The sequence below is a fragment of the Bifidobacterium sp. genome (assembly GCF_022640935.1).
In the GTDB taxonomy this organism is placed as follows: domain Bacteria; phylum Actinomycetota; class Actinomycetes; order Actinomycetales; family Bifidobacteriaceae; genus Bifidobacterium.
Window position 1 is genome coordinate 1 of record NZ_JALCCV010000033.1, and the last position, 21,200, is coordinate 21,200.

Here is a 21,200-nt window from a genome sequence, read left to right on the forward strand (position 1 = left end):
CCGCGGAATTCCGCTATCGAAAACCGCTATCGGCCGACTTGCGCCGCGCACATTACGCCGTCTTCCTCGCGGGAGGACCATTCATTGTGTCATATGTCTTGCTGCTATTTTACATTCGATGGTATAAAACCGGTTCGATACGGATGATGGCATCGAAACAGGCCACATAGTACGGTGCATCAGATTGGAAATTCAATGAGGAACGCAGTTCAGCTCATCACGTACGCCGACCGCTTCGGCAGTGGGACAATCGCCTCGATGACGGATATGCTGCGCACGCGCTTCGAAGGGGTGTACGAAGGCGTTCATATCCTGCCCTTCTTCACACCTTTCGATGGAGCGGACACAGGATTCGACCCGATCGACCACACGCAGGTCGATTCGAGGCTCGGCTCGTGGGATGATGTGACCGACCTGAGCCGCACCCATGAGATCATGGTGGACACCATCGTCAACCATATGTCTTGGCAGTCGCGCCAGTTCCAGGATGTGATGGCTAAAGGCGAAGACAGCCCTTATGCCGCGATGTTCCTGACCATGTCGAGCGTCTTCCCCGATGGAGCCAACGAGGAGGAGCTCGCCGGCATTTATCGTCCGCGTCCGGGCCTGCCGTTCACCCATTACGACTGGGGCGGCGTCACGCGCTTGGTGTGGACGACGTTCACGCCGCAGCAGGTCGACATCGACACTGATTCAACGGAAGGTTGGGAATATCTGATTTCGATTCTCGACCGTTTGGCGGCAAGCCATGTGCATGACATTCGCCTTGACGCCGTGGGATACGGTGCCAAGGAAGCCGGTACAAGCTGCTTCATGACGCCGAAGACCTTCGACTTGATCGGCAGGATCAAGGCCGAGGCGGCTCGGCGTGACTTGGAGACCCTCATCGAAGTCCATTCGTATTACAAGAAGCAGATCGGCATCGCCTCCAAGGTCGACCGGGTCTATGATTTCGCGCTGCCGCCGCTGCTGTTGCACACGCTGTTCACCGGGGAAACGGGCGCTTTGGCGCACTGGATCAAAGTCCGTCCGAATAACGCGGTCAATGTGCTCGACACGCACGACGGCATTGGCGTGATCGATATCGGCTCGGATCAGCTCGACCGCAGCCTCAAAGGTTTGATTTCGGACGAGGCCGTGGACAGCTTGGTCAACACGATTCATGCAAACACCCATGGCGAGTCGGCGGCCGCCACGGGCGCGGCCGCAAGCAACCTCGATCTCTATCAGATCAATTCCACGTATTATTCGGCACTCGGATGCAACGACCAGCATTACATCGCCGCGCGGGCCGTGCAGTTCTTCCTGCCTGGCGTCCCACAGATCTACTACGTCGGGGCTTTGGCTGGCGCAAATGACATGGAACTGCTCGCCAAAACCAACAACGGCCGTGATATCAACCGGCACTACTATTCGGTCGCCGAAATCGACAAGAACCTCGAACGCCCTGTGGTGCGCTCGCTGAACGCGCTGTGCCGTCTGCGCAATACCCTCGACGCTTTCAATGGCGGTTTCAGTTACAGCGTCGACGGCGATCGTTTGATCACCTTCAACTGGATTGCCCCAGACGGAGCGAGCAAGGCTTCGCTCAGCTTCGAACCAGGTCGCGGCCTGGGAGCCGACAACACTGCTTCGGTTGTCTCGTTGACTTGGACGGATGCTGACGGCGAGCACCGCAGCGACGATCTGATCGCCGAACCGCCGACCTGGATCGACGACGCTGCTGTACAACCTGCAGCAACCCAGCAGATCTAGCATCCGCGGCAATATCCAGTAGCCTGGTTCTCCATAGTCAGCACAAGCCCGCAACGGCCCTATCGAGGTGCCCGCCGCTCATCCAGGTGGCATACTTGCCGTAAGCGTTTCCCGGTTGGACAGGCGCGTGCCCTAGGCGCAGCTGCATGTCGATGTGGTGCCGGCGGCCAAGCGACGTGAGCTGTTCGGCAATAACAAAAGCCCTTCGTCTACGCGCATGGATGGATCATCATGATGGGCACGGATGAGAATGTCAACGTAACGGTAACGCTGCGTGAAGGCGTGCGCAACACGATTGAAATCATTTCCCATTGGTTCGAAGTGCCGGAGCATCAGGCTTGTCTGCTGCTGTCTGCGGCGGTGGACTTCGACGTGACTCAGGCGGTGGATCTCGTCGCCGGCGCGCACGGACTTATCGATTCTCGAAATAGTAGGTTGGGGTTTTCGAATGGGCGAAAGGCGGAGCCCGTGCGAAGCTATCCGAATGTGTAATTGAAGGCGTCGAATCCCTGCCAAACTCCGCGCGGCAGAACATCCTCGCCATCTGAAGTGATAATGAGTCTCGCTATTCATCTATAGTGGCAATGTGCGATTCAGAACGGTGCGGGGCTCTCAGGGAATCTGCAAGGGCCCTGCGGCGGCTGGCGAATGCGGCGCAACAGGCTAACAGAGAAGCCGACAAGAGACACAGCAAACAAGAGAAAACAGAGAAACGAAGGTGATTTCATGACACATAATCACAATGCGATGAGGAGGCACTCCTTACCCGCCCGCATTATGGCGGCTGCGGCGACCGGAGCAATGGCGCTGACTGTGGCCGCGTGCGGCGGCAGCGACAACGCGTCCGGCAGCGACGCGCCGAAGGACGGCGGCACGATCAGCGTGGTGGCCAGCATCAACCAGTGGGCCTCGGTGGCCAAGGATCTGGGAGGCTCGCACGTCGACGTGAGCAGCATTATGAGCAACACGAACGTCGAAGCGCACGATTACGAACCGACCACGAGCGATGTCGCAAAGATCTCCAAAGCGGAGGTCATCGTGGTGAACGGCGCCGATTACGATCCTTGGGCGCTCAAGGCCGCCGAGTCCGCTGGCGCCACGGTCGTGAACGCGGCCGAGGCCGGAGGCGTTAAGGAAGGCGATAACCCGCACGTGTGGTTCTCCGCCGCCGTGCGCAGGGCGACTGCAGACGCGATCACCAAGGCCTATCAGGCCGCCGATGCCAAGAACAGGGATGAATACGCGACGCTGAATTCCACATGGCAGCAAGGCGAGCAGCGGCTCGAAGACAAGATCGCGGCCGCGGCCAAGACGACCAAAGGCCTGCCCTATGCGGCGACGGAGTCGGTGGCCTGGTATCTTGCCGGCGATCTGCAGATGACCGACGACACGCCGAAGGGCTACGCGCAGGCCTCGGCCAATGAAAGCGAGCCGACTCCGGCCGACATCAAGGACTTCCAGAATGCGCTGGGCGACGGCAGCATCAAGCTGCTCGTCTTCAACACGCAGGAAGCAGACGCGACCACCGATCAGCTCGTATCCGCGGCGAAGTCGGGCAACGTCCCGATCATCGAGCTCACCGAACAGATGCCGAAGGAATACGACAATCTGCTCGACTGGATGGGCGCCTTGGTCGACAAATTCGACGCGGCGGTCTGACGCAAAGCTAACCGATAACGACACAGGCCCGGTCACGCGCACTTGCCACACAGGCAGGACGCGTCCGGGCCTCGCGCGTTTTGCCCCCGTAATAGGCGTGACCCTTCGATAGCATAAGGCAAAAGCACAACCACGAAGTGCCGGGAGGGCAGCATGACACGCAACAACGAGCGTGACGACTGGTGGAAGCAGGCGGTCGTCTACCAGATTTATCCGCGCAGTTTCAAAGACGATAACGGCGACGGCTTGGGCGACATTCCTGGCGTTACCTCGAAAATCGATTATCTTCAGGGCCTCGGCGTCGACGCCCTGTGGCTTTCGCCCTTCTACCCCTCCGATCTGGCCGACGGCGGCTACGACGTCATCGACTACCGCAATGTCGATCCGCGCTTGGGCACTATGGACGATTTCGACGCCATGGCCGCCGCCGCGCATGTGGCTGGCATGAAGATCATGGTCGATATCGTGCCGAACCATACGGCCGACAAGCATGTGCTTTTTCAAGAGGCGCTCAAAGCCGGTCGAGGATCTGCGGCGCGTGATCGTTACATCTTCCGTGAAGGCTTGGGCGAGCACGGCGAATTGCCGCCGAACGACTGGGTGTCCTTGTTCGGTGGCTCAGCTTGGGAGCGGGTCGAGGATGGACAATGGTATCTGCACATTTTCGCTAAGGAGCAGCCGGATCTCAACTGGCGGCACCCCGATGTGCACGAGGAATTCAAGAAGACCCTGCGCTTCTGGAGCGATCACGGCACCGATGGCTTCCGCATTGACGTGGCCCACGGCTTGGCCAAGGACTTGACAAGCGCCCCGTTGAAGGAGCTCGGGAAACGCTATCCGGTGCACAGCGTGCTCAGCCATGACGGCAGGCACCCGTTGTGGGATCGTGCGGAAGTGCACGATATCTACCGTGAGTGGCGCAAAGTGTTCAATGAATACGATCCGCCGCGTTTTGCCGTCGGCGAGGCTTGGGTCGTTCCTGAGCATCAGCACCTGTATGCGTCGCCTGATGAACTCGGCCAGGTGTTTAACTTCGAATTCGCCAAGGCGAACTGGACGGTTGCAGATTTCCGCGAGGCCATCGTCGATGGCCTCAATTCCGCCGAACAGACGAACGGCTCCACCACGACTTGGGTAATGAACAATCACGATGTGCCGCGTAGCCCGTCGCGCTATGGTCTGCCGCAGGTCAAGGCAAGCGCCTACCACCAGCTCGCGCATGATTGGATCACGCGCGACGGCGGAAGCTATATCGAAGATCGCGAACTGGGCACGCGCCGCGCCCGGGCGGCGATGCTCATGGAGGCCGGTCTTCCTGGCTCGCTTTATGTATATCAAGGCGAGGAGCTGGGTCTGTTCGAAGTCCCCGATATTCCTTGGAACAAGCTCGAAGATCCCACGCCGTTCTTCACCCGCCGGAACTTCACCGATAAGGGCCGTGACGGCTGCCGGGTGCCGTTGCCGTGGAATTCCGCTGATGCACCGGAGCCGGCATCGTGGAACACGAATTTTGGCGCGAAACGTTCATTCGGCTTCTCTCCGTCGACTCTGGACGACGGTGGGGCTCCGGCGGAGCCGCACCTTCCGCAGCCCTTGTGGTTCAAGGATTATGCGGTCGACGTGGAATCCCGTAATCCAGATTCAATGCTCAGCTTGTACACCGAGGTGCTCAAAGCCCGTGCTTCGCTGCTGACTGCGACCGGCGACACGTCGTGCCAGATGCTGGATTCCGGTGACGATGTGATCGCCTACTCGCGGCCGAGCGCCGACGGGCGCCGTTTCGTGAGCATGACGAATTTCGGCGCCGAAGACGTCGACATCCCCCGCGGCGAAATCGTGTTGGCCTCGGCTCCGGTCCCCACCGGCAAGCTGCCGCAGGATGCAAGCGTGTGGGTGCTGCTCGAAGTGTGAGGCGCGTTACGTGATGCGGGACATTTCGTGTAACGCCGTTGTGACTGCGGCTGCCTGATTTGCCTTTTGTACATGCAATGTACAATTTCTTACGCATCCGATGTGGCGGAATCGCATACTCGATGCCCATGTATATGAATTGGCGATGCAATGACAGGACGGTATCGGATTACGAGCAAGCTACTGCTTTCAGGCTTTGAGCCGTTTCTTGGTAATGGCATCAACCCGACCGAGGCTATCGTCTCGGCGTTGGACGGGGACCAGATTGGCGGTGTTGACGGAATCACAATAACCGGCGCGATTCTGCCCGTCGATTTTCAGCACGGATTCGAGCGGCTGCTTGAGGCATACCAGTGCGTGCAGCCAGACATCGTTCTCATGCTGGGGCTGGCCGCTGGCAGACCAGGTATTTCCGCGGAGCGCATCGCCGTCAACTGTGACGATTCCGCGCCTGATAACGCCGGGTGTGCGCCGCACGGCTCGCCGATCGACCCGACCGGGGCGGACGGCTATTTCTCGACGCTGCCGATCGAGCGCATGGTGCAGGCGCTCAAAGATCATGGCTACCCGGCGTTTATTTCCAATTCCGCAGGGACATACCTGTGCAACCACGTCATGTACGCCATGCTTAACCACATTCGCAAAACCCGCGTGCAGGTCCCGGCCGGTTTCGTGCATGTCCCCGCCTCCCACGAGCTCGCCGTTTCGGCCGCTTCCTCCTCCTCGCCCGGGGCGCCGCTGCCCAGCTGGGCGCAAAGTGACCTGAACGCGGCGATCAAAATCGTTATCGGTGTGCTGGGCGAGAAACTGGCGTAAGAATCGGGTTGGGAGTCGTGAACCACATTTTCAGAACTTGACAATGCAAAACTCAAGTTTTTTTGAAGTAAGTGGGAATATAAGTTGACTTCATAAAGTTGAGTGATGTAGGCTCAAGTTTGTAAGCCAGTGAGGGAGACCTCACGACGTGGGGTCAACGGCCGGCGAATATATCGCGACCGTAAAGACTCGGCGGGCTTGAGCAGACAACGTCAGTGACAACTGATAACGAACGAACAAGGAGACAAACGTTATGGGACGTGCAGTAGGCATCGATCTGGGTACCACCAATTCCTGCATCGCAACGCTGGAGGGCGGCGAACCTACCGTCATCGTGAACGCGGAGGGCGCGCGAACCACGCCGTCCGTCGTGGCATTCAGCAAGTCCGGTGAGATCCTCGTCGGCGAGGTGGCCAAGCGCCAGGCCGTCACCAACGTTGATCGCACGATCAGCTCGGTGAAGCGCCACATGGGCACCGATTGGACCGTCGACATTGACGGCAAGAAGTGGACCCCGCAGGAGATTTCGGCGCAGGTGCTCATGAAGCTCAAGAGGGACGCTGAGGCGTACTTGGGCGAGCCTGTGACCGATGCGGTCATCACTTGCCCCGCGTATTTCAATGACGCGCAGCGCCAGGCGACCAAGGACGCCGGTAAGATCGCAGGCCTGAACGTGCTGCGCATCATCAACGAGCCGACCGCGGCAGCGCTCGCATACGGCTTGGAAAAGGGCAAGGAGGATGAGCGCATTCTCGTCTTCGATCTCGGCGGCGGCACCTTCGATGTGTCCCTGCTGGAAATCGGCAAGGACGAGGACGGCTTCTCCACCATTCAGGTACAGGCCACCAACGGCGACAACCGCTTGGGCGGCGATGATTGGGATCAGAAGATCATCGACTGGCTCGTGGGCGAGGTGAAGAACAAGTACGGCGTCGACCTGGCCAAGGACAAGATCGCGCTGCAGCGGCTCAAGGAAGCCGCGGAACAGGCGAAGAAGGAACTTTCAAGCTCCACTTCGACCTCCATCTCCATGCAGTACCTGGCCATGACCCCTGACGGCACGCCGGTGCATCTCGACGAGACGCTCACCCGTGCCCACTTCGAAGAGATGACCTCCGACCTGCTCGGCCGCTGCCGCACGCCGTTCAACAACGTGCTGCAGGATGCGAACATCTCCGTGAGCGACATCGACCACGTGGTGCTCGTCGGCGGCTCGACCCGCATGCCCGCTGTCAAAGACCTGGTCAAGGAGCTCACCGGCGGCAAGGAAGCGAACCAGTCGGTGAACCCGGATGAGGTCGTGGCTGTCGGCGCTGCCGTGCAGTCGGGCGTCATCAAGGGAGACCGCAAGGACGTGCTGCTCATCGACGTGACCCCGCTTTCGCTGGGCATCGAGACCAAGGGCGGCATCATGACCAAGCTCATCGACCGCAACACCGCGATCCCGACCAAGCGCTCCGAGGTCTTCTCGACCGCTGAAGACAACCAGCCTTCCGTGCTCATCCAGGTCTACCAGGGCGAGCGCGAGTTCGCGCGCGACAACAAGCCGCTGGGCACCTTCGAGCTGACCGGCATCGCGCCGGCACCGCGTGGCGTCCCGCAGGTCGAGGTCACCTTCGACATCGACGCCAACGGCATCGTACACGTCGGAGCCAAGGACAAGGGCACCGGCAAGGAGCAGTCGATGACCATCACCGGCGGTTCCGGCCTGCCCAAGGACGAAATCGACAAGATGGTCAAAGAAGCCGAAGCCCACGAGGCCGAAGACAAGCAGCGCAAGGAAGACGCCGAGACCCGCAATCAGGCGGAATCCTTCGCCTACCAGACCGAGAAGCTCGTCAATGACAACAAGGCCAAGCTTTCCGACGACGTGGCCAAGGAAGTCACCGACAAGGTCAACGAGCTGAAGGAAGCGCTCAAGGGCGACGACATCGAGAAGATCAAGTCCGCCCAGAGCGAGCTGATGACCTCGGCGCAGAAGATCGGCCAGGCGCTCTACGCGCAGCAGGGCGCTGCTGATGCTGCAGGAGCTGCAGGCGCCGCGGGCGCCGCCGCAGGCGAGGCGGGTGCGGGCGCAAGCTCCGCCTCCCCGGCTGACGACGACGTGGTGGACGCCGAAGTCGTGGACGATGATGACAAGGACAATAAGTAATCATGTCCGAATTCAACAGGGACGATTACCTCAACGATCTGCCGGATGCCGATCAGGCCGCAGACAATGCGGCCGGATCGGCGACGGACCCCGCAGCGAAGGGGGACGGGCAGGCGCCGAGTGCCACATCGAATGAACAGACCGGTCAGGCTCACAACACCGCAGACAGCGACGCTGAAGGTCAGCAGGCCGGCAGCGGCGCAGGCGGTGATGACGCGGGCGCGGGCAGTGATGCCGATGGCGGTGGCAATAATGCTGATACAGCCGACAACGGGCAGACCGCTGAAGGCGATCAGCCAAGCGATGCCAAAGACAACGCTGACGCCAAGGGCTCCGATTCACAGGATTCACTGACTCCGCTTGGAAAGGCGAAGCAGGAAGCCGCGGAATACCTCGACGCACTGCAACGCGAACGAGCCGAATTCGTCAATTTCCGCAACCGCTCGAAGAAAGAGCAGGACCGCTTCCGCGAACACGGCATCATCGACGTGCTCACCGCGCTTCTTCCCGCGCTCGACGACATCGACCGCATCAAGGCGCACAGCGACATCGACGACTCCTTCAACGCGGTCGCCACGAAGATCGACAAGGCCTTCGGACGCTTTGGCGTCGAAAAGTTCGGCGAGGCCGGAGAGCCCTTCGACCCGACCAAGCACGAGGCGATCCTGCACAAGCCCGACGAAAATGTCACCGCAGAAACGGTCGACACCGTAGTAGAGGCCGGATACCGCATCGGCGACCGAGTAATCCGAGCCGCCCGAGTAGTAGTCGCCTCTCCCAAGAACTAGCTGCCAGTTAGTGTTGTCGGAATTGGGAAAGAGGGATGTGTTGTTCGACATGCTGAGCCGTTGAGTGGACAGCCCTGTGGGCTTTCTGTTCAACGGCTCAGCATGTCTGGCAATGTATATTCCGCCCCACACGGCAGATCCTATAACAGTCGCAATCGAAACGAATAACAAACATTTGAATATGGAGCCTAGGAAAGGAGGCACATCGTGGCTGAGAACGAATGGCTGAACAAGGACTTCTACAAGGTCCTCGGTGTCTCCAAAGACGCCAGCGCAGCCGACGTCACCAAAGCGTACCGCAAACTGGCGCGCAAGTATCATCCCGATCTGAATAAGTCCAAGGAGGCGGAGGAGAAATTCAAAGACATCTCCGAGGCCTATGACGTGCTCAATAACAAGGAGCAGCGCCAGAAGTACGATGCGATCAGGCAGTTCGGCATGGGCGGCGCGCGCTTTGCAGGCGGGTCGGGCCAAGGTGGTTTCGATGGTGCCGGATTCTCTGATGTTTTCGGTTCGATGTTTGGCGATGGCGCGGGCGATGGCTCGCGGATTCGCTTCTCGACGTCTGGCGGCGGCCAGCCCGGCATGGATGACATCTTCTCCATGTTCGGCGGCGGCATGCCAGGTCAGGGGTCGCGGGGCCGCACTGCGTATCGCGAGCCGCAACGCCCGCAGCGGGGCGAGGACCGCAACTCGAAGATCACGCTGACATTCCGCCAGGCGGTCAAGGGCGCGACGGTGTCGCTGAGCGTGGATGGGCGCAAATTCAAGACCCACGTGCCTGCCGGTGTCAAGAACGGGCAGAAGATCCGGCTCGCAGGCAAAGGCAAGCCTGGCACCAACGGCGGCAGGAACGGCGATATGTTCCTGGAGCTCACGGTCAGGGAGGATCCGAAGTTCTCGCTGCGCGGGCACGATATCGTCATGGCGCTGCCGGTCACTGTCGGGCAGGCGGTCGCCGGCGCGAAGGTCGAAGCCAGGGATATCGACGGCGAGACCGTGACGTTCAAGGTTCCTGCCGGTTCGTCCAGCGGCAGCGAGGTTCGCGTCTCCGGCAAGGGCGTGCCCGGGCGCGGCGGCGATTTGGTGGGTCGTGTCGAGATCCGCGTGCCGTCCAAGCCTGGCATGGCGCTCAAGCGCAAGGCCAAGGAGTTCGACGAGGAGTCTGGCGATTTCCTTGATGAACTGGCGCAGGAGCGCTGATCGCCATGGCACGGTTGGATCGTGATGTGCGGGCGCTCTATGAGATGTGCGCGCTCGCGCTGGTCGAGTCCCGCGCGAATCTCGACGGGGCCGATGAAGTCGGCTTTGACATCGATCTGCCGATTTTCAGTGTTGGCCGCACCGCCGATTTGGCGAATATCCACCCGCAGACCTTACGGCAGTATGACCGGCTGGGGCTCATCGAGCCGCAGCGGACCGGCGGCGGGGCGCGGCGGTATTCGCTGCGCGACATCGACCGGCTGGTGCAGGCGCAGCACTTGAGCCAGGACGAAAACGTCAATCTTGCGGGCATTGCCCGGATTCTCGAGCTACAGGAGGAGAACCGCCAGCTGCGCCGCGAGGTCAGGCGGCTGGGCCGGCCTAACGGTTCGAGCATTTTCGCGGCCGATGCGGACGGCGGCATCATCGAGGTGCAGCGGTCGAACCAGGCCCGCCTGTGGCGCCAGGAGATCCAGGTGCGCCGCCGCGAGCTGACCTCCGGCCACGATGCGCAGCAACACCCGGAGGACGAGAAGTCCGTGGTGCTGTGGAGCGAATATCTCGACTGATTGCGCGGATATGTTTTGTCGGCCTGCTTTGTTGGTATTGGAGGGCTTGGCGACTTGGTGCAGCCCGCATCCGCGTGAGTTGCCAAAGGCGTTAGCGTGTGCTCGTGGATGTTAACAGACGCGGATAGGCGCTGAGAGACAGCTACAGCCCCATATGATGAAACAATGCAGCATGAATACTGCGGAAAGGCAGGACCGATAGATATGACGACGATGCTCCTCAAAGCAGTCCTATGGGATCTGGACGGCACGCTAATCGACTCGGAGCCGATTTGGCATGAGGCCGAGACGCAGATCGCGCTTGCCCATGGCGGGCAGTGGAATGAGGAGCTCGCATGGAGCGATTCGGGCAAGCCGGTGACTTCGGCCGCACAGCACATGATCGACATGGGCACGCAGCTCACAGTGGATGAGATCGCGAACGCCTTGGTCGAATATGTGTACCAGCGCGAAATGGAGCGCATGCCGTGGGTCGAGGGCGCCGAGGACGTGCTCAGGCAACTGGCCAAAGAGGGAATCCCTTCGGTGCTGGTGACCGCATCGCCACGGAAGATGGCGCAGAATCTGGTTGATCAGGCGCCGCAAGGCGCATTCGCGGGTTTCGTATGCGGATCGGACGATCTGCCGAAGAAACCGGATCCGGCCCCCTACTTGGCCGCCGGACGCGTTGTCGGCGCCGAACCGCGGAATATGCCGACATGCATCGCGATCGAGGACTCCATTTCCGGGCTCATGTCGGCGGCGGCTTCCGGGGCGACCACCATCGCGCAGACCGGCTTCAACGGTACAGATGTTTCGGACGGCCCGCAATTCGCTTCGATCAGTGGGTATGCAGGACTTGGCGTGGACGAGCTGGAGCATTACGTGCGCCTGCGGCTGCGCAAACTCGAAGGCTGAGGCCACGGGAGGCAGGGCTCCCTGGCCGAATGGCTATAGGCGTGCGCGTGTGCCAGGTTCTTATGCGGGCGAGTCCGGCCGTGTAGGAACGCGCGAATCATTATCACTGCACGAAAACTGCAACTATACTGTGAAGCAGTTATGGCGGGTGCTATACGGCGAAACGGTGCCTGATTCGCGCACTGTTTGGCAGATGCTATGCGGCGGACGTGACGGATACCCGGTGACGGATTTCAGTCGATGGCACGCAGCTGGCCGGCGGGACCTGATTGTGGCTAACGGCCTCGCAGGCTGGGATGCGTTGAACAAGGCCAAACAGGCCGCAGGTCGCAAGCCGCAATAAACTGCAACATGCTGCACGGAACCGTAACCGGAAGGAGTCAAAGGCGATGATTATAGGAATACCGAAAGAAACGCTCGCAGGCGAGCGACTGGTGGCTGCCACGCCCAAAACCGTCACGCAGCTGCGCGCGCTAGGCTATGAGGTCGCGGTCGAGCGCAGCGCAGGGATTGAAGCGTCATATAGCGATGTGGCATACAGCGACGCCGGGGCGTCCATCGTTGATGCCGCCACGGCATGGGGCTCGGATATCGTGACCACGGTGAATGCGCCGAGCGAGCAGCAGGTCGCTCAGCTCAGCGACACAGCCATGCTGGTTTCCCGCTTGGCGCCGCATACCAACAAGGAGCTGCTGGATGCACTCGCCAAACGCGGCGTGACCGCGCTCGCGCTGGACGCGGTTCCGCGCATCTCCCGCGCGCAATCGATTGACGTGCTTTCAACCATGTCGAATGTCTCCGGCTACCGTGCGGTGATTGAGGCGGCCGAGGAATTCGGCGGCATGTTCACCGGGCAGGTCACCGCAGCAGGAAAAACCCAGCCGGCCAAGGTCTTCGTGATCGGCGGCGGCGTGGCTGGCCTCGCCGCGATCGGCGCGGCCGTGTCGCTGGGAGCCGAAGTGCGCGCTTTCGATGTGCGCCCGGAGGCCGGTGAGCAGATCGAATCGCTCGGCGCGACCTTCGTGCAGGCGAAAGCCGCCCAACAAGAACGGTCGAGCACCGGGTATGCCAGCGCTCTGAGCGAAGAGCAGGAGCGGGCGACGCTGGCGCTCTACGCCGAGGAAGCCGCGAAGGCCGATATCATCATCACAACAGCTCTTGTACGCGGCTCGGCCGTGCGGACGATCACCAAGGAGGCCGTGGCCGGGATGCGTTCCGGCTCGGTGATCGTCGATGTGGCGGCCACCGGCGGCGGCAACTGCGAGCTGACCGTGCCGGGCAGCAGAACCGTCAGCGACAACGGCGTGACCATCATCGGCTACACCGATCTTGCCAGTCGCATGCCGCGGCACACCTCACAGCTTTTCGGCACTAATGTCGTCAATCTCATGAAGCTGCTCACCCCGGCCAAAGATGGCAAGCCGGCGCTCGATCTTGACGATCCGGTGCAGCGCGGCATGACAGTGACCAACGAACACCAGATTCTCTGGCCGCCGCCGGCCGTAGCCGTGTCTGCGGCCCCCGCACCGACCGCAGCGGACAATGCGGCGGCGGCAACGGCCCTCAGCCCTGAAGAGCTCAAAGAGGAGGCGCAGCGCAAAGCCGCTGCGCAGAAAGTCGAACAGGCCGCCAAACGCAAGCGCAACACAGCGCTTATGGCAGTCTCCGGCATCATCCTCGCCGTGGCGCTCGCGTTCACCGATGCGGCGTTCCTCGCGACCTTCTCGATCTTCGTGCTGGCCGTGTTCGTGGGCTACTATGTGGTCTCCAACGTCAGCCATTCGCTGCATACGCCGTTGATGTCGCAGACGAATGCGATTTCAGGCATTATCCTCGTCGGCTCGCTGTTGCAGATCGGCTCCGAGAACCCGGTCGTGACCACGCTGGCCGTGCTGTCCGCCGCCATCGCGTCGATTAACGTCTTCGGCGGATTCCTCGTCACCTATCGCATGCTTAGCATGTTCAGGAAGGACGCGTGAGCGCCATGAGCATCACTATCGCTTCGCAGGCCGCGTATCTCGTCGCAGCTGTGCTGTTCATTCTTTCGCTGGCCGGACTTTCCAGGCAGGAGACCGCCCGACGCGGCAATATCCTCGGCATGATCGGCATGGCCGTGGCAATCATCGCGACCATCGTTCTGGCGCTCGTCGATTCGGCGCGGCCCGTGTGGGTGACCGCGCTGCTGATCGCGCTCGTATTCATCGTCGGCGCGGCCATCGGCACATGGCGCGCCCGCACCGTCGAAATGACACAGATGCCGGAGCTGATCGCCATGCTGCACAGCTTCGTCGGCGCCGCTGCCGTGCTCATCGGCTACAATTCCTTCATCACGGAGCACGATGCCGCGCACTTGGCTGAAATCTACCTGGGCGTGCTGATCGGGGCGGTGACCTTCACGGGATCGGTCATTGCGTATCTTAAGCTGGCTGGGCGCATCAAGTCCAAGCCATTGGCTCTGCCTGGGCGCAACGCCATCAACGTGGCGCTGCTGATCGTCATGCTCGTCATGCTTGCATGGTTCCTCATGACCGACTCGCTCTGGGCCTTGGCGCTGATGACGGCGCTGGCCCTTTTGCTCGGTCTGCATCTGGTGGCCTCGATCGGCGGCGGCGACATGCCAGTCGTCATCTCGATGCTGAACTCCTACTCCGGCTGGGCGGCAGCGGCTGCAGGCTTCATGCTCGACAACAATCTGCTCATCATCACCGGTTCACTCGTCGGCTCCTCCGGTGCGATCTTGTCCTATTTGATGTGCAGGGCGATGAACCGCAAGTTCATGGCCGTCATCTTCGGCGGATTCGGCGACGCTCCCAAGGCGGCAGCGGCGAAAGTCGAAGGCGAATACCATGAAGTGCAGGCCGCAGATGTGGCCGAAGAGCTCAAGGAGGCTCATTCGGTCATCATTGCACCGGGCTACGGCATGGCTGTGGCCAAGGCGCAGACCGCAGTGGCCACGCTCGTCGAGCGCTTGCGTGCGCAAGGCATCGAAGTGCGTTTCGCCGTCCACCCGGTGGCGGGCCGCCTGCCGGGGCATATGAACGTGCTGCTTGCCGAGGCGAAAGTGCCATATGACATCGTCCTGGAAATGGATGAGATCAACGGCGACTTCCCCAACACCGACGTGGTGCTCGTCATCGGCGCCAATGACACCGTCAACCCCTCGGCCGCCGAAGACCCCAATTCCCCGATCGCGGGCATGCCGGTGCTCGAAGTATGGAAGGCGAAGCACGTCGTCGTCCTCAAGCGCTCGATGGCGACCGGCTACGCCGGTGTGCAGAACCCGCTGTTCTTCCGCGACAACACCTCGATGCTCTTCGGCGACGCCAAGGCCAGCGTGGAGGCGGTGCTTGCGGCGCTGTGAGGCGCGGTGCGCGGTGCGGAGGCGGTATCGGCTCGAATATCGGGCTGCGGCCTTGTTGCGGCTCGGCTGCATTATTCGAGCGGATGGTATCCGTCTTCACCGCGTAGACGCTGGATTAGAGGATGTACCTTCCAATCCAGCGTTTGCGTGCTGATCGATCCAGGTGCGTGTCGGACGGCATTATGGAGGTTTTGCCGGCTTTCGGATGGCATCTTTATGTTGCAGCGTGCAAAAAGGGTGGTTCGGAGGCCTATGCGTATGGTGAAGAATGGTTCCTGCCTTGATGATGCGTCTTTGACGCATCGCGGCAGGAACCATCGTTGCAATGGGCAGAAATGATGATGTTCGACCCTGTATATGCATGATGTGTGCCGCATATTAGCGTCGGATGTGCAGCAGGGATGGTGTTACACGGGGGATCGGGTTTATTGACGATCGACAGCCTCAGCCGTGCAAACCGGAACTTGGCCTGCGCCAGGAGAATTCGGAGCCGCACGCTGACTTAAGTTCTCTTGTCTGATTTCAGCGTCCGAAGAAAGCCCTGCCTACAGCACCTCAAAGTACCGTCGAATGACGGCTGAGATCAGTGACCGTCGTGCAGCTCTGAACTGTCCGTAGTTTTCAAGTCTCCACAGGTTCTCGTCAGAGGGTATCGCGTTGTCTTCGAGATTCTGCTCGAATGTTTGCAGCGAGGAATGCCACCGTCCTCGAAAATCAGCCAGATAATCTGAGGGAGCCTTGTCGGCGACCTGTATATTGGTGGTTTTGTTGAAGAAAATGTAGTTGGCAATCACATTGGTTTCATTCGGAGTCACCCCATGCTGCCGGAGATAGTTCTTCGGAAATATATGATGCAGATCATCCAACAACAGATCGTTTACCAGGATGTCGGAAAGGAATGAATGAGCACCCAGCTTCTTTTGGGCCGCAAGGAAGAGGTTAAGCAGCGGTGTGCTTCGATTCGCCACCTTGCTGAGGTCGGCCGGCAGCGAATTTGTCCAGAAGCCTTCCGAAAGATTCGTGCTGATGAAGCGTTTTGTCAATTGTTCCGCCGCAGCTACGCCGGTGATGGCTCTGAAATCCTGCTCCCAATTGGTTTCAAACGATCCAACGTGTCGTCCTGTCAGCAATGAGTGAACCATGAGCCGACGGGTGATCGTGTTGACGCGTTGTGTGTCGTTGGAGTCCCGATGTAAAACAACATAGATGGCGAAAGTGTAGTCTAGCAGATTCTGTGAGCGGAACATTTTGGAATTGTCGAAACCAGACCCGCGGAGAATGTCCTGTTCAAATTTTGTAACGAGGTTTTCGTTGGTGATGTCCATAAAACCTTGCCGAAAACGGTTGAATGAATCGTCCGCAATCCTAGCTTCATAACTGTTCGGGGCGTTGAAGCTGGTGACGGCGAAATTTCTTCCTTCGAGCAGGGCAACTACATCCCGAAGCCGTGCCCTTCGAAGACCGACTAACCCGATGACACGAATGATGTCCGTATATGAGGGCCGGTAGATAAACGTGGTCGAGTTATTCTCCGCCCAATGAATATGATTTCGGTAGTCATCGTCCAGCGAAGGATCAATATGAGCTTTTGGATTCTTCCGCAGATCGCTGTAGGCATCAATGGCTTTTCTTAGCTTCATGCCGTTTTGAGTGCCGTCGTGGAGTTCATAAATTGAAAGCTGACTCATGGCGAAATCCGCCTCGGAGAGAGGAGTGCCTTTGGAATTGATGCGCACGAATATCTGTGTGACCGTTTCCAAAGAGACGTTGGAATTAATGACTAAGTTGCCAATTTGCCTTGTCAGAATTTCATGAAGTTTTTGGATATTCCCGGCAACGACGCCTTTGTCGACATCCGGCAGCTGCGCTGTGAAGTTCTCGACAAATGTGAACGCGTTGAAATCTGGCTTCAGCACTTTCGCGATACTGTTTATCCATCGCGGATCGTGCTCAATTGCAGGAGTCGCTGTTTCAAAACGTTCGTCAATCGGGTTGAACGCTATGGTAATGGTTTGCTCCCGGTAATTCTTGTCGATAATCGGTTCGCCACTGACCGCAGTCTTTATGGCGGTGATTCGTTGTTGGCCATCGATGATGATCTGTTTGCCGGTTGAGATTTCCTGGTTTTTCAGAGTGACATTGGGCGCCTGATAAGTAATAATGAAGCCGATGGGATAACCCCGATAAAGGGAGTCGATGAGATCGCGGACTTTGGTACTTTTCCACACGAATGGTCGCTGTAATTCTGGTATGGCTACTTGTTCTTGATCTATCCACGACAACAGATTCTGCACTGAAACATTACCGATCGTATAACTGTCAAATGCCATGAGTCTGTTCTCCGTTTCCAGAACCTGTTATTCCCCAACCTGCTTATCGTGTATGGCTGTACACGTAAACGTTGAATTAAGTATAAAGCAGGTCGCCGCCGGAAATGTTAGCTATCGGAATTGATTTAGGCCGTATTTCTTCTTCATCTGAGTCTGGGGAAGTAATCGTCTGATTGCGATCTGAGGAAGGCAACATGGCTCTCAGCAGAGTGAAGCGTATCGGCATACTTCACATGAGACTCCGACGTTGTGGCGATGCATCTGTTTTCGCAGCTGACCAATCAGTGTCTCGCGGTTTTCGGCCGTTGCCAAGAAAGGCGCGGCGATGGATCGGTGTGCTAGTGGCATTGCCCCTGATGAGCATGAACTTCATATACGTAAGTGATGTTATATGCTTCTTTCGGGTATCCTCGCCGAACGCTTGCTACAACGGTTCTAGCTCTATGCCCGTTGAAGGCAGAAACCTCTTTTCTGCATAGAGGAAGGTGCCCGGTGTGAGTGCACAGCGTCAGAGCCATGACTTATTTCACACGGCTCGTTCTGTTCGCCGGTGCCACAGGTGAGCATCACCATGGTGCTGCTTGCGATTCACCTTGTGCTTAGGTAATCAATCCACGGACATGTGGGTAGGAAAATCGGATGCCGGACGGGTTATACATTCATGCAGATGATCGTTCCTTACGATTCCAATGGCCGTTATTGCACAGCAATGCCGAAGCCCGTATCTGGTGTGACAGATGTTGTGGGATCCTCCACATAACCTTTGCGTTGCCGGGAGAGCACCTGACACCCATCAGATATATCCTGGGCACTATGGGTGGTTCGTTCGCCGGGCATCGCGGTGCCGGCAGGGGCGCGGCCTGGTCGTATGACGAGACGATGGCCGGCTTCGCGTTGTATTATCTGCTCACTGACAGACAGCGTAATGACAAGGCCAACCCGGAGATACTACGACTGGCGCGGGTGCTGCATCGGAGCGGCGGTTCGGTGTATATGAAGCTCATGAACCTTCGCAGCTGCGACCCGAATGCCATGGCCCATGGAACCAAAGGGCTGCGGCATGCTAGTAAGCACGAGCCTGAGATGTGGGAGCGATACAGGCAGGAAGGCGATGTGTTTCTCCTTCGATGTTTGCAGACTTTGGCCGGATTCGAGATCGCCGACGGTGTGCCTTCGGCTCGTACTGGAATCTACGCCGACAATGCGCGGCGCGCAGTTGAAGACGCTGGGGAAGATATTCCGGCGAATGATTCCATCGTTGAATCGGTGACGCGCAAGCTCGTTCTTGGCGAAAAATCTCCGGAAGGCACCGAACGCGTGGCTACGGTGATGACCCGAGTGAACCAAAGCTATTTCCGCAACACCTTAGTCCGCAATTATCTGGATACCTGCTGTCTGACCGGCATTCACCTCGACCCGCTGCTGATCGCCAGCCACATCAAGCCATGGAAGGCGTCGACGGGGTTCGAGAAAACGAACGCGGCTAATGGGTTGCTGCTCAATGCTTTTCACGACAAGGCCTTTGACCGTGGTCTACTGACCATCGACGACGATTATCGCGTTCACATTTCTCCGAGCGTCGCCCACAACCCGCCGAACGACCAGTGGCTGTTCCGCTTCGAAGGCGCTCGCATTACTGTCCCCGCCGTCAACCCGCCCTCGCACGAGTTCATCGAATACCACAACGAGCATGTGTTCATCGGAGCGTGATCGGAGCTGCCGGTCGGAAGTCATAGAGTCTGTAGATTTAAGGATGGGGTATTCGAGAGCAACCGCCTCAGGAATGGGGGATGCCGCCCCTATAATGGGAATCAGGATGCCGATCAGGGGAGATTTTCTATGGCCAGTACAAAGAAGTCCAATAAGCAGGCAAAGGCGGGCGGAAAGTTATCCATATTCATCGATGTCGTTACGATGCTGTCACAGTTCATAACGCCTGAAATGCTTGGTCACACAGCGGAATGGCTGAAAGAGCAAAAGTTCTCGGATAAATTCGTCGATCTGGTCAGAAAGATCCACTTTCCCGAAGACAAGGACCCGTTGGATGTGGTCGGTTATCAATGCGATGCCGTCGAGGAGCTCATCGAAACAAAGTCAGCTGATCTGTCCGACAACGCGCCTATCGGTCAGTGGCGCGGCGAGCTAGGCAGGATACGCCGAGGCGTTGAACTGCTCGGCAAAGCTCCTGTGAAAGACCGCAAAAAGGTCAAGGCGCTCGAGATGCGCGCCAAAAAGCTGTTCGACAGCGCCTTCACTGCCGCAGTGAACTGACCGTCAATAGAAGAGATACAGGGAGAGCCAGATGAATTCGAGCGATGTGGCCACCACGCCAGGCGGCGTACATGACATCCAGATTATCGAAGACGAGCAAGGCATGGTGGTCGTGGGCGATGATCATGCGGTCGATTCCTGGCTCAAAGACGCAGGCCTTGACGCAAGGGCACGGAAGATCAGAAAACAAGCGCTTCAGACCGCCGGCGAAGCATTCCAGACAATTGGTGGTCTCTCCTCGCAGAGCGGGCGTTGGGTGAAGCTCACGAAGGAATCAGCCCAGCAGGTTGCCAAATACGGCTCGACGGGTACCGGGGTGCTGCGCGATGGTGGGAAGATCAGACACATACTCAGCTTCGAAGACTTATCCAAGGCTTCATCGTTCGCGAATCCACAAATGTTGACTGGTCTCGCCGGTGTCATGACCCAGATGGCCATCGAACAGGCTGTTGACGAGATCACCGATTATCTGGAGACCATCGACAAGAAGATCGACGATCTGCTGCAAGATCAGAAGGATCAGGCTATAGCCAATCTGGTAGGCGTGGCTCATATGATCGACGAGACGATGATGATTCGCGAGAAGGTCGGTGTGGTGACCGCAACGACATGGTCGAAGGTCTCCAGATGCCCGCAGGATCTGGCCCGTGCACAAGGCTATGCCCTGCTCAAAATCGAAGGGCTTGCAAAGAAACTTGCAGCGGCAAAGGACGCACGGGAGGCAGAGGGACTGGCAGCGCAGTTGGAACAGGATCTCACCGATTGGATCTCCATCCTCGGCAATGCCGTGCAGCTCCAAGACAAAATCTATGTTGTGGAACTGGACCGGGTTATGGCCGAGAGCCCGGAAACGCTCGAACAGCATCGGCAGGGAGTGATCGAGGCGCGTCGCATGCGTTTGCACGACATCGAAGCCAAGCTCTTCCAGCTCAACGACAGCATCCAACAGTCGGCTTTGAAAGTTCGTGACCAGAAGGTAATGCATCCGTTCGCAGTGACGCATACACTCCAGACGCTCGATGAGGTCAATAAGCGTATGTCTAGTTTCGCCGTATCGATTGGCATCCGTGCAGAACGCATCGAGATCGAGATGGCGCCACGATGGTCCGATGCGGCAGGCAAGCTCATATCTGAAAGCGCTAATCAACTCGGGGAAGGAGCCAAGCAACTCGGGCAAAGCGCTGGACGGTTGAGTCAGGACGCGGCGAAAATTAGCGGAGAGACTGCTCACCGAATTGGCAAAGGGGCGACCGAGTTGGGTAATAGCGCCATGCATGGTACCGGAATCGTGGCTGGAGCCGTTGGCGACGGAGTGAAAAAGCTGGGTGGTCTGTTTGCTGGGAAATCTGATAAATAGTCTGGATAATTTAGTGGCTTTTCGCTGTTTGGTGTGGGTGGGCTGGTCGGGTGGAGGTGGCTGGCGGGTAGTTTGGGGGTATGGATACCACGTTGTTGTTCACCGCCGCCTTGCAGTTGCCTGATCCCTGG

At 58.7% G+C, this 21,200-nt stretch carries 16 protein-coding genes; 15 read left to right on the top strand and 1 reads right to left on the bottom strand.

Annotation, left to right across the window (positions count from 1 at the left end; all coding sequences use genetic code 11):
- The first annotated feature begins 195 nt into the window (after positions 1 to 195).
- The 12 genes from gtfA to pntB all read left to right on the top strand — a co-directional run bounded on the left by gtfA (position 196) and on the right by pntB (position 15,111).
- On the top strand, positions 196 to 1,755 hold the full coding sequence (gene gtfA / locus LKG04_RS07530; RefSeq protein WP_291762324.1) for a sucrose phosphorylase: 1,560 nt from the start codon (positions 196 to 198) through the stop codon (positions 1,753 to 1,755).
- Between the two features lie 231 nt (positions 1,756 to 1,986).
- Positions 1,987 to 2,247, top strand: a complete 261-nt coding sequence (locus LKG04_RS07535) for a hypothetical protein (RefSeq protein WP_291762321.1) — start codon at positions 1,987 to 1,989, stop codon at positions 2,245 to 2,247.
- Positions 2,248 to 2,502: 255 nt separating this feature from the next.
- On the top strand, positions 2,503 to 3,414 hold the full coding sequence (locus tag LKG04_RS07540; protein ID WP_434734864.1) for a metal ABC transporter solute-binding protein, Zn/Mn family: 912 nt from the start codon (positions 2,503 to 2,505) through the stop codon (positions 3,412 to 3,414).
- Between the two features lie 153 nt (positions 3,415 to 3,567).
- Complete coding sequence (locus LKG04_RS07545; RefSeq protein ID WP_291762318.1) at positions 3,568 to 5,325, top strand: glycoside hydrolase family 13 protein; 1,758 nt, start codon at positions 3,568 to 3,570, stop codon at positions 5,323 to 5,325.
- Positions 5,326 to 5,475: 150 nt separating this feature from the next.
- The gene (locus LKG04_RS07550; protein WP_291762315.1) at positions 5,476 to 6,141 is read left to right on the top strand and encodes a pyroglutamyl-peptidase I; all 666 of its coding nucleotides are present in this window, start codon (positions 5,476 to 5,478) and stop codon (positions 6,139 to 6,141) included.
- A gap of 253 nt (positions 6,142 to 6,394) precedes the next feature.
- Positions 6,395 to 8,293 (top strand): molecular chaperone DnaK, encoded by a 1,899-nt coding sequence (gene dnaK, locus LKG04_RS07555; RefSeq protein WP_291762312.1) that lies wholly within the window; start codon positions 6,395 to 6,397, stop codon positions 8,291 to 8,293.
- Positions 8,294 to 8,295: 2 nt separating this feature from the next.
- Entirely contained in the window at positions 8,296 to 9,081 is a 786-nt protein-coding gene (gene grpE / locus LKG04_RS07560; RefSeq protein WP_291762309.1) for a nucleotide exchange factor GrpE, read from the top strand.
- 207 nt (positions 9,082 to 9,288) lie between these two features.
- Positions 9,289 to 10,284, top strand: a complete 996-nt coding sequence (locus LKG04_RS07565; protein WP_291762306.1) for a DnaJ C-terminal domain-containing protein — start codon at positions 9,289 to 9,291, stop codon at positions 10,282 to 10,284.
- A gap of 5 nt (positions 10,285 to 10,289) precedes the next feature.
- Complete coding sequence (locus LKG04_RS07570; RefSeq protein ID WP_291762303.1) at positions 10,290 to 10,853, top strand: heat shock protein transcriptional repressor HspR; 564 nt, start codon at positions 10,290 to 10,292, stop codon at positions 10,851 to 10,853.
- 204 nt (positions 10,854 to 11,057) lie between these two features.
- Complete coding sequence (locus LKG04_RS07575; protein ID WP_291762300.1) at positions 11,058 to 11,750, top strand: HAD family hydrolase; 693 nt, start codon at positions 11,058 to 11,060, stop codon at positions 11,748 to 11,750.
- A 389-nt stretch (positions 11,751 to 12,139) separates the two neighbouring features.
- On the top strand, positions 12,140 to 13,729 hold the full coding sequence (locus LKG04_RS07580) for a Re/Si-specific NAD(P)(+) transhydrogenase subunit alpha (protein ID WP_291762297.1): 1,590 nt from the start codon (positions 12,140 to 12,142) through the stop codon (positions 13,727 to 13,729).
- A 5-nt stretch (positions 13,730 to 13,734) separates the two neighbouring features.
- Positions 13,735 to 15,111, top strand: a complete 1,377-nt coding sequence (pntB, locus tag LKG04_RS07585; protein ID WP_291762294.1) for a Re/Si-specific NAD(P)(+) transhydrogenase subunit beta — start codon at positions 13,735 to 13,737, stop codon at positions 15,109 to 15,111.
- A 545-nt stretch (positions 15,112 to 15,656) separates the two neighbouring features.
- Here the strand turns inward: pntB and LKG04_RS07590 are convergent.
- Positions 15,657 to 17,441: a GmrSD restriction endonuclease domain-containing protein gene (locus tag LKG04_RS07590; RefSeq protein WP_291762291.1), complete on the bottom strand. Its 1,785-nt coding sequence runs from the start codon at positions 17,439 to 17,441 to the stop codon at positions 15,657 to 15,659.
- An 813-nt stretch (positions 17,442 to 18,254) separates the two neighbouring features.
- On the opposite strand from LKG04_RS07590, the gene LKG04_RS07595 reads away from it, so the two are divergent.
- From LKG04_RS07595 to LKG04_RS07605, 3 genes are all read left to right on the top strand, one after another.
- On the top strand, positions 18,255 to 19,151 hold the full coding sequence (locus LKG04_RS07595) for an HNH endonuclease (RefSeq protein WP_291762287.1): 897 nt from the start codon (positions 18,255 to 18,257) through the stop codon (positions 19,149 to 19,151).
- A 129-nt stretch (positions 19,152 to 19,280) separates the two neighbouring features.
- Positions 19,281 to 19,712, top strand: a complete 432-nt coding sequence (locus tag LKG04_RS07600; protein ID WP_291762284.1) for a hypothetical protein — start codon at positions 19,281 to 19,283, stop codon at positions 19,710 to 19,712.
- A 31-nt stretch (positions 19,713 to 19,743) separates the two neighbouring features.
- On the top strand, positions 19,744 to 21,069 hold the full coding sequence (locus tag LKG04_RS07605) for a hypothetical protein (RefSeq protein ID WP_291762281.1): 1,326 nt from the start codon (positions 19,744 to 19,746) through the stop codon (positions 21,067 to 21,069).
- The last annotated feature ends 131 nt before the right edge of the window (positions 21,070 to 21,200 follow it).

Excerpts from the sequence above, each read along its gene's own strand:
- LKG04_RS07590 (WP_291762291.1), bottom strand. The coding sequence starts at position 17,441 with ATGGCATTTGACAGTTATACGATCGGTAATGTTTCAGTGCAGAATCTG.
- LKG04_RS07545 (WP_291762318.1), top strand. The coding sequence starts at position 3,568 with ATGACACGCAACAACGAGCGTGACGACTGGTGGAAGCAGGCGGTCGTC.
- LKG04_RS07540 (WP_434734864.1), top strand. The coding sequence starts at position 2,503 with ATGAGGAGGCACTCCTTACCCGCCCGCATTATGGCGGCTGCGGCGACC.
- pntB (WP_291762294.1), top strand. The coding sequence starts at position 13,735 with ATGAGCATCACTATCGCTTCGCAGGCCGCGTATCTCGTCGCAGCTGTG.
- grpE (WP_291762309.1), top strand. The coding sequence starts at position 8,296 with ATGTCCGAATTCAACAGGGACGATTACCTCAACGATCTGCCGGATGCC.
- LKG04_RS07605 (WP_291762281.1), top strand. The coding sequence starts at position 19,744 with ATGAATTCGAGCGATGTGGCCACCACGCCAGGCGGCGTACATGACATC.
- LKG04_RS07550 (WP_291762315.1), top strand. The coding sequence starts at position 5,476 with ATGACAGGACGGTATCGGATTACGAGCAAGCTACTGCTTTCAGGCTTT.
- LKG04_RS07535 (WP_291762321.1), top strand. The coding sequence starts at position 1,987 with ATGATGGGCACGGATGAGAATGTCAACGTAACGGTAACGCTGCGTGAA.
- LKG04_RS07575 (WP_291762300.1), top strand. The coding sequence starts at position 11,058 with ATGACGACGATGCTCCTCAAAGCAGTCCTATGGGATCTGGACGGCACG.
- gtfA (WP_291762324.1), top strand. The coding sequence starts at position 196 with ATGAGGAACGCAGTTCAGCTCATCACGTACGCCGACCGCTTCGGCAGT.
- LKG04_RS07600 (WP_291762284.1), top strand. The coding sequence starts at position 19,281 with ATGGCCAGTACAAAGAAGTCCAATAAGCAGGCAAAGGCGGGCGGAAAG.
- LKG04_RS07595 (WP_291762287.1), top strand. The coding sequence starts at position 18,255 with ATGGGTGGTTCGTTCGCCGGGCATCGCGGTGCCGGCAGGGGCGCGGCC.
- LKG04_RS07570 (WP_291762303.1), top strand. The coding sequence starts at position 10,290 with ATGGCACGGTTGGATCGTGATGTGCGGGCGCTCTATGAGATGTGCGCG.
- LKG04_RS07580 (WP_291762297.1), top strand. The coding sequence starts at position 12,140 with ATGATTATAGGAATACCGAAAGAAACGCTCGCAGGCGAGCGACTGGTG.
- dnaK (WP_291762312.1), top strand. The coding sequence starts at position 6,395 with ATGGGACGTGCAGTAGGCATCGATCTGGGTACCACCAATTCCTGCATC.